6 protein-coding genes and 1 pseudogene are annotated in these 6,160 nt (G+C 26.9%); all 7 read right to left on the bottom strand.

The genetic code is table 11. The annotated features are described in order from the left end of the window. Nucleotides 1–205: pseudogene (locus CLPUN_RS08105) on the bottom strand (IS21-like element helper ATPase IstB); the annotation flags it as partial. A gap of 2 nt (nucleotides 206–207) precedes the next feature. Next, nucleotides 208–1,674 (bottom strand): IS21 family transposase, encoded by a 1,467-nt coding sequence (istA, locus tag CLPUN_RS08100; protein ID WP_077846797.1) that lies wholly within the window; start codon nucleotides 1,672–1,674, stop codon nucleotides 208–210. Nucleotides 1,675–1,807: 133 nt separating this feature from the next. Beyond that, complete coding sequence (locus CLPUN_RS08095; protein WP_077846796.1) at nucleotides 1,808–2,893, bottom strand: phospholipase D-like domain-containing protein; 1,086 nt, start codon at nucleotides 2,891–2,893, stop codon at nucleotides 1,808–1,810. A gap of 131 nt (nucleotides 2,894–3,024) precedes the next feature. Further along, a complete protein-coding gene (locus CLPUN_RS08090; RefSeq protein WP_278281615.1) occupies nucleotides 3,025–4,167 on the bottom strand; it encodes an RES family NAD+ phosphorylase in 1,143 nt (380 codons plus the stop codon). A 688-nt stretch (nucleotides 4,168–4,855) separates the two neighbouring features. Beyond that, complete coding sequence (locus CLPUN_RS08085; protein WP_077846794.1) at nucleotides 4,856–5,227, bottom strand: pepsin/retropepsin-like aspartic protease family protein; 372 nt, start codon at nucleotides 5,225–5,227, stop codon at nucleotides 4,856–4,858. After that, nucleotides 5,224–5,475, bottom strand: coding sequence for a hypothetical protein (locus CLPUN_RS08080; RefSeq protein ID WP_041895381.1), 252 nt, complete (start codon nucleotides 5,473–5,475; stop codon nucleotides 5,224–5,226). The genes CLPUN_RS08085 and CLPUN_RS08080 overlap by 4 nt, the downstream gene beginning before the upstream one ends. A 315-nt stretch (nucleotides 5,476–5,790) precedes the next feature. Then, nucleotides 5,791–6,036: a hypothetical protein gene (locus CLPUN_RS08075; protein WP_077846793.1), complete on the bottom strand. Its 246-nt coding sequence runs from the start codon at nucleotides 6,034–6,036 to the stop codon at nucleotides 5,791–5,793. Between the last annotated feature and the right edge of the window lie 124 nt (nucleotides 6,037–6,160).

Raw genomic sequence — 6,160 nt, 5'->3', positions numbered from 1 at the left:
CTGCCTTAATATTTCTCATAGCGTTTCTTTCTCTTTTACCATTAGCTTCAATTTCGAGTAATCTTACTAAAAATTCTCGATGACCAATCTTATTTTCGATAGCGTATGCTATTTCTGATTCGAAATTCAATTGCATATCTAAGAGTTTAAACTGTTTTAAAAGAGATACAATATGGTCTGGTGATGTATTAATCTTATCTTTCATACTTAAAATTGATCCTCCTCATAATAAGATAAATCCCGACTTGTTTCATTTATTGTAAGGAGTTCATCGTTAGAATTGATCCCTTTAACTATATCAAGGTATTTTGTCTTTAATATGTTTTTTATCTCTTTAATTTCATAAATATTCTGATCTATACAGTACTTTAAAATTAAATCTAACGAGTCGTTGTCATAAAGTTCCTTAAGCTTAATTATTTGTCTCATATGAAAGGTTGGTTGTTTTAAATGAGGTATGCAATTTTTATAAAAAATCTTACCGTTAGAAAATGTATTTTCAAATTGCCTTATTATTTCAGGAATGGATTTAGGAACTATATTATTTAACTCACCATAATGTTCATCGGTTGTAACCATTCTGCCTTTATCTTTAATAATTTCATGGATTGCAATTATATCTAAAGAAGAATTAAATACTTCTAGCTTATAACCTAAGGATATTCTAAAAGAAACTTTTTTACCGACATATTCAACTGGAACACTATATTTAACTGCATTTACAGATATATATGAATCTAAACTAACTTTTCTTTCTTTAAGATTTGCTATTATAAAAGGCTTACTTCTAATTGGAAGTAAATGTGGAAACTCTTCTGCAAAAAATTCGTTAGTTATTCGTAATGTTGTACTGTGTTTAGTTTTATTAGATTCTTCAATAAATATCTCAGCGGCCTCATTTAACTCAGTCATAGATTTAAAACTATTACCTTTTACAAACTGCTCTTCAATATACTTAAAAGGTCGCTCAACTTTTCCCTTTGTACGTGCCCTGTAAGGATTACAGGCATTAAGTGATATTCCAAGATAATGAGCTAATCTTAATGCACTAACATTAAAATTTACTTCATCCTCAACGGTATTTGAATCAACTAGTGCTTTAGGATTATCAATAAGCAATTCTTTTGTTGTACCACCAAATCTTTTGAATAACAAATGTATTGCTTCATAAATAGCTTCGCCGTCGCAAGACTTAGAAAATACAATAGCTTTCTTACGTGATGCTGATAAAATTAGTGAAAAGCAGTAAATGGGTATCTTCTCATCATCAATCTTCATTGAATAATGAGCCCAATCAAATTGAGCTTGATCTCCTAAAGGAGTTTCAATACGCTTTGTTGCTTTTAAGGGAATTGATAACTTCTCTTCCTTAAGTGTATTTAAATATCTATAAATTGGTGATATGCTACCTTCATAACCACGCTTTTTTAGTTCTCGGTAAATTCTAGTGCCAATAAAGTTATATTCAGGCTCAAGATACCATGTTCTAATTTCTTCAATATGAGAATCTATCTTAGTTTCATATTGTCTTTTTTTATATTGTGGTTCTTCATTGAGTTTAATTAATCTTTTAACAGTATTTCTTGAAATTTTTAATTCTCTAGCAATTTGTCTTATAGGCATCCCCCTTTCATGCATTCTTTTTACGGTTATCCAATCTTTCACGTCTTTCACCTATGTTTTTCCTCCTAACCTTCATTACAAAGGCTAGGATACTTTATGAACTTAGGTGGGTCAACTTTGCTCGTAAAAGGTGGGTCAGTTTTAATTGTAAATCAACACTTATACTAATTAGCATTGTTTAAAATCAAGTATTATCTACAGCTTTATTTACTTCTTTTTTATATTCTAACTCCTTTAATAAATTCGATAAGAATTCATTTAGTCTTTTCAATACAGCCATTCCATCTAATGATGTTTGATAAATTTCATCTATTAAGTCAAACTGTATCTGATTTGCATCATCACATGCCATTTGAGCATATTCATCTATATTTTCATAGTCTCCATTTAGTTGATATTCTTGAAATAATTCCTCAGTCTTATCTTGAACATCAAACCTTGAAAACACTTCGAGTTCCGAATCTACACCAAACCACTCTCTAATCTCTTCACAGATTCTTAAATCCAACTCTCCAAAAATATCTTCATATATCTCAGAATCATTTAAATCTGAAATAACTTCTTCTATTTCATAAGAAAATGATTCTATTTTTTCCACAAGAATAGGTGACAAATCAGCATTAAATCTTCTATATACATCACCTTTATATCTATGTGGATGTCCTGAATCTTCAAAAAAGCTCCAATAATAGTCTTCATAATAAATTTCTGCTTGGGTTAATAGATTTGTTATCATTACAAATATTTTTGTATATTCACTTGAATAGTATGGAATTGCTTCATCAATCTGCATCTGTACAAAAACACTATTTATTTCATTAACAATACGTTCATCTTTTATTAATACTCCACATTCATTATTATTTTTACTCTCATCTGAGAAATTTGCTGATCCTATATATGCCATTGTATTTGTCATAATTATTTTAGAATGATTACCAAAATTAAAGAATATCTTAATACTTGCATCATAAGTTTCAGGATTTAACTTTTCAATATAGTTATCTATTGTTTTTTTTGCTCTTCCTTTAGCATAAGTACTTGTATATTTTTCAAATCTACCTGGTATATTAGTCACTATAATTACATCCTTATTCTCTGAAAACTCTTCTAACTTATTAAGTAAAGTGTCACTCTCCTTGGAAATATTATAAGTAATTATTCTTACAAACTTAGCTGAATCCAAAGTTTCTAATACTTCTGAGTACCCAAACTCATCTCTTGTCATTACTAATTTTACATTTTCATTTATTATAATCTCATTTTTCATTGTTAATCAATTCTCTCCCTTTACTATTAATAGGTATAATTATTCATATTCTTATGCATTTAATTAAAATTATTAGCCTCCTTGATATAAATTAATTACATCTAATATTATAAATAGCGCATAGTTATACTTTAATCATCAAAGCAATCCATAAACGGTAAGGTCTTTTCACATACATATTTTATATCTAGAGGTAATATCTTTACATATTGATAATCCTTCAATTCAACTATCTCCTTAAAACATGGTATTTTACTACCTAACACAAATTTATTACTTTCATCTGCCCCATAAAATAACACATAATTTTTCTTGGATGAAAGACTGCTTTTATAAATTATTCCATCCAATCCCTTATCTCTAATATATTCAGCAAAAACTTGTGAAGGTATGTACTTTAATGTATCTTCATTATTTCCAATAGGTCTACTTATCTCCTTAGAAATTTTCTGTAAAACTAATGCATAGCAATCATACATTCCATCAAAGTTTTCATCAAAAATACTATGACAAAAATCATCTTTACTTAAATCAAATAAAAATAATTCCCTTTTAGGGACGAACTCTCCAATTAAAGCCTTATCACCTGTAATTGCTCTACATTCTGCTAGTGCGGTATTTATAGACTCAGCTAAATACATATATGATATTCCTTTAGGAGACAATCTATTTTCTTTGCAAAGACCAGAAGGTGCTGGTCCTAGAATCTCTCCATATTTATTTTTATCTCTTTCCGCCATATCTCGGACATTTATCCTTGCTCTATACATTGATTTATCTTTAAATGAAATTGTAAATTCTTTTATTAATTTATCAAATTTCTTAAGCATCTCATAATTTTGTTTGTTATTAAAGCGACCATAATATTTTACGTTTTCAGAAAATTGCTTCCAATTAAAACCCAAGTAAGAATTATATTCTTCATAATCACTATATTTACTACAAAACTCACCCAATACATCTATATCATTATCATATTCATGAAATATTTTTTCTGTAATTTCTTTAACTTTTTCCCATTCAAATCCGTTGAAAACTCCATAATCCTCCATTACCCCAGCTATTGATTCAGTTCGTAACATCCAATCCCTTTCTTTATGAAAATAAGCTCCTTTTTGTTCATCCCATCTTTCATTTTTTAAAATTCTAAATATACTTGTTATTTGTTTATACATATGTTCACCAAGTATTTTCATTTCAATCCACTTAGTATTTTTCCGCCCACATATAGGACATCTTTTTTCATATTTTAATTCTCCATTTTTTTTATAAATCTTTTAATTCCTTCATCTCGAAAGCATCCTTCACATACAACCTTATCCATTTCATAACTCTCCTACATCAACACTGATTAATTATTAAGTTTACTTCGATATAATATCAATACAAATTTTACTGTTAAATATTTTTAATAGCTTAAATACAATCATTTCTATTGATTTTCTCAATATAACATAAATTCTTCTAAGTATAATATTTGATTACTGTAAGATCCTTTATTTATTATCAGAACTCTGCTCGATTTTTTAACTTTTAATTCGCTTCCCATTATAGACATAATTTGCTTTATGAAAATTTAACATATATAACTTAATTTAGAATTATTATTTATTCATTAATTTTAATATTCTACAAAATTCTAAATATCCCTCTTCATTTCCCATAAATATACTAAATTGCATTTGTGTTCCTTCATAAATGTAAATTTGAAGAATTCTCTATTTTTGATGATGGAGATAAAATATAATATTCTTTATATCTTATAAAACACAAAAAGACTATGAATCTTCAAGCCTGACGACTCTTTCATAGTCTTTTTCTATTTCATAAACATAAAATACTATATATTTTAATTCTCTCTGTATATTAATAATTAAAAGTTTTCTTTATCTAAGAAGTTAAATAATCTACATAACCTAAACCTTCTCACATAATTAGAATTATGCAGAATATTATAAACATCTAACAATTTAATTCTAATGTCATGTTTTCAATATTTATATTAGCGTTAAGTATTTTTAATATATCTAAACCTATAAGTAAATCAATATCTATTCCATAGTCCATATCACCTATTGATAATGAAACATCTTTAATCACAATATCATTTAATTTTAACATTTCAAAATTCTTAACAAGAATTCTTTCGTAGCCACCTATTCCTTGGGCATTTTTTATCTTTTCATTTCCATCTAATAAAATATAATCAGCATTGATTAATGTCGTAGCAGAACCTGTATCTATTAAAACATTCTCTAAATGTAAATTTTGGCTATTAATTCTTAAATCTAGTGAACAAAACAATAAATAGTTTTGGTATCTTAATTTAATCATCTAATTAATCCAATCCTCTCATTTTCATAAACTAACAATTCTTCTTTTGTATTACCAAAACTTAATTCACGCGTTTTATCTTTTCTATGGAGCATACGATAACACTTAAAAGCATCATTAATGTCATCAAAAACTTCTATTATTGCTACGTCTTCAATAATTAATTTATTATTTTCTTCATGTTGTTTTAAACTATCAAATACAATCCATTTATTTGGATATGTTTTTCTTACTTCATTCCATAGCATAACTGAACATCTCCTTCTTTTTGTATTCTACCTTATTATAGCACATATATAAAAACTCTCCCCTATCAAATTTATATTATGTCCTTTAATCTTAACCAATCTTTAGCTTAATTAAGATGTGTATCTGCATTCCTAAATACAGCTGAACTTGAATGTTTTGAAATACGCGATTTTTTAAATTTTTCTCTAAACGCTATTCATTTTATATATTATTTATAACCATGAATTTTATATTTTAATAAATTCTGTTACTATAATAAACATCTCGTTCTAACCTTATTATTCAAATTTAAAATATATTAGCTAGGATATCATTTAAATTTGAACTTTTAATTTTTCTTTATACTCTTCATAATCCTCACTAAGTACATATTCAATAATCCAAACTTTTGGAATCATATATGTCAAAGAAATAAAATAATGCTTTACTCTATTTTCTTTCATTAATCTTCTTGCTGCCTGCTCAGATATTCCTCCAAGCATTTCTCTAAATGTTTTTATATTAACAACGTCCGGATAATCTTCAAAAAGTTTTTCATAATATTTTTCGTTTTTAATCATAACTTGCATCCTTTTATAAATTATTTGTCAATGGTAGGATGTTAGTTGATTTTATATTAGTTCTCTCCTAGTTCTCTCCAAAATTCAAATTTGATAACTTTTTTTGCTTTTTTCTTTTCACCAC

The sequence above is a fragment of the Clostridium puniceum genome, assembly GCF_002006345.1.
In the GTDB taxonomy this organism is placed as follows: domain Bacteria; phylum Bacillota; class Clostridia; order Clostridiales; family Clostridiaceae; genus Clostridium; species Clostridium puniceum.
Note: the sequence above shows the minus strand (reverse complement) of the source record. Positions and strands in the feature narration are given on the sequence as shown.

Bases quoted from the DNA above. Each gene is read 5' to 3' on its own strand.
- CLPUN_RS08075 (WP_077846793.1), bottom strand. From the start codon at position 6,036: ATGATTAAAAACGAAAAATATTATGAAAAACTTTTTGAAGATTATCCG.
- CLPUN_RS08080 (WP_041895381.1), bottom strand. From the start codon at position 5,475: ATGCTATGGAATGAAGTAAGAAAAACATATCCAAATAAATGGATTGTA.
- CLPUN_RS08095 (WP_077846796.1), bottom strand. From the start codon at position 2,893: ATGAAAAATGAGATTATAATAAATGAAAATGTAAAATTAGTAATGACA.
- CLPUN_RS08085 (WP_077846794.1), bottom strand. From the start codon at position 5,227: ATGATTAAATTAAGATACCAAAACTATTTATTGTTTTGTTCACTAGAT.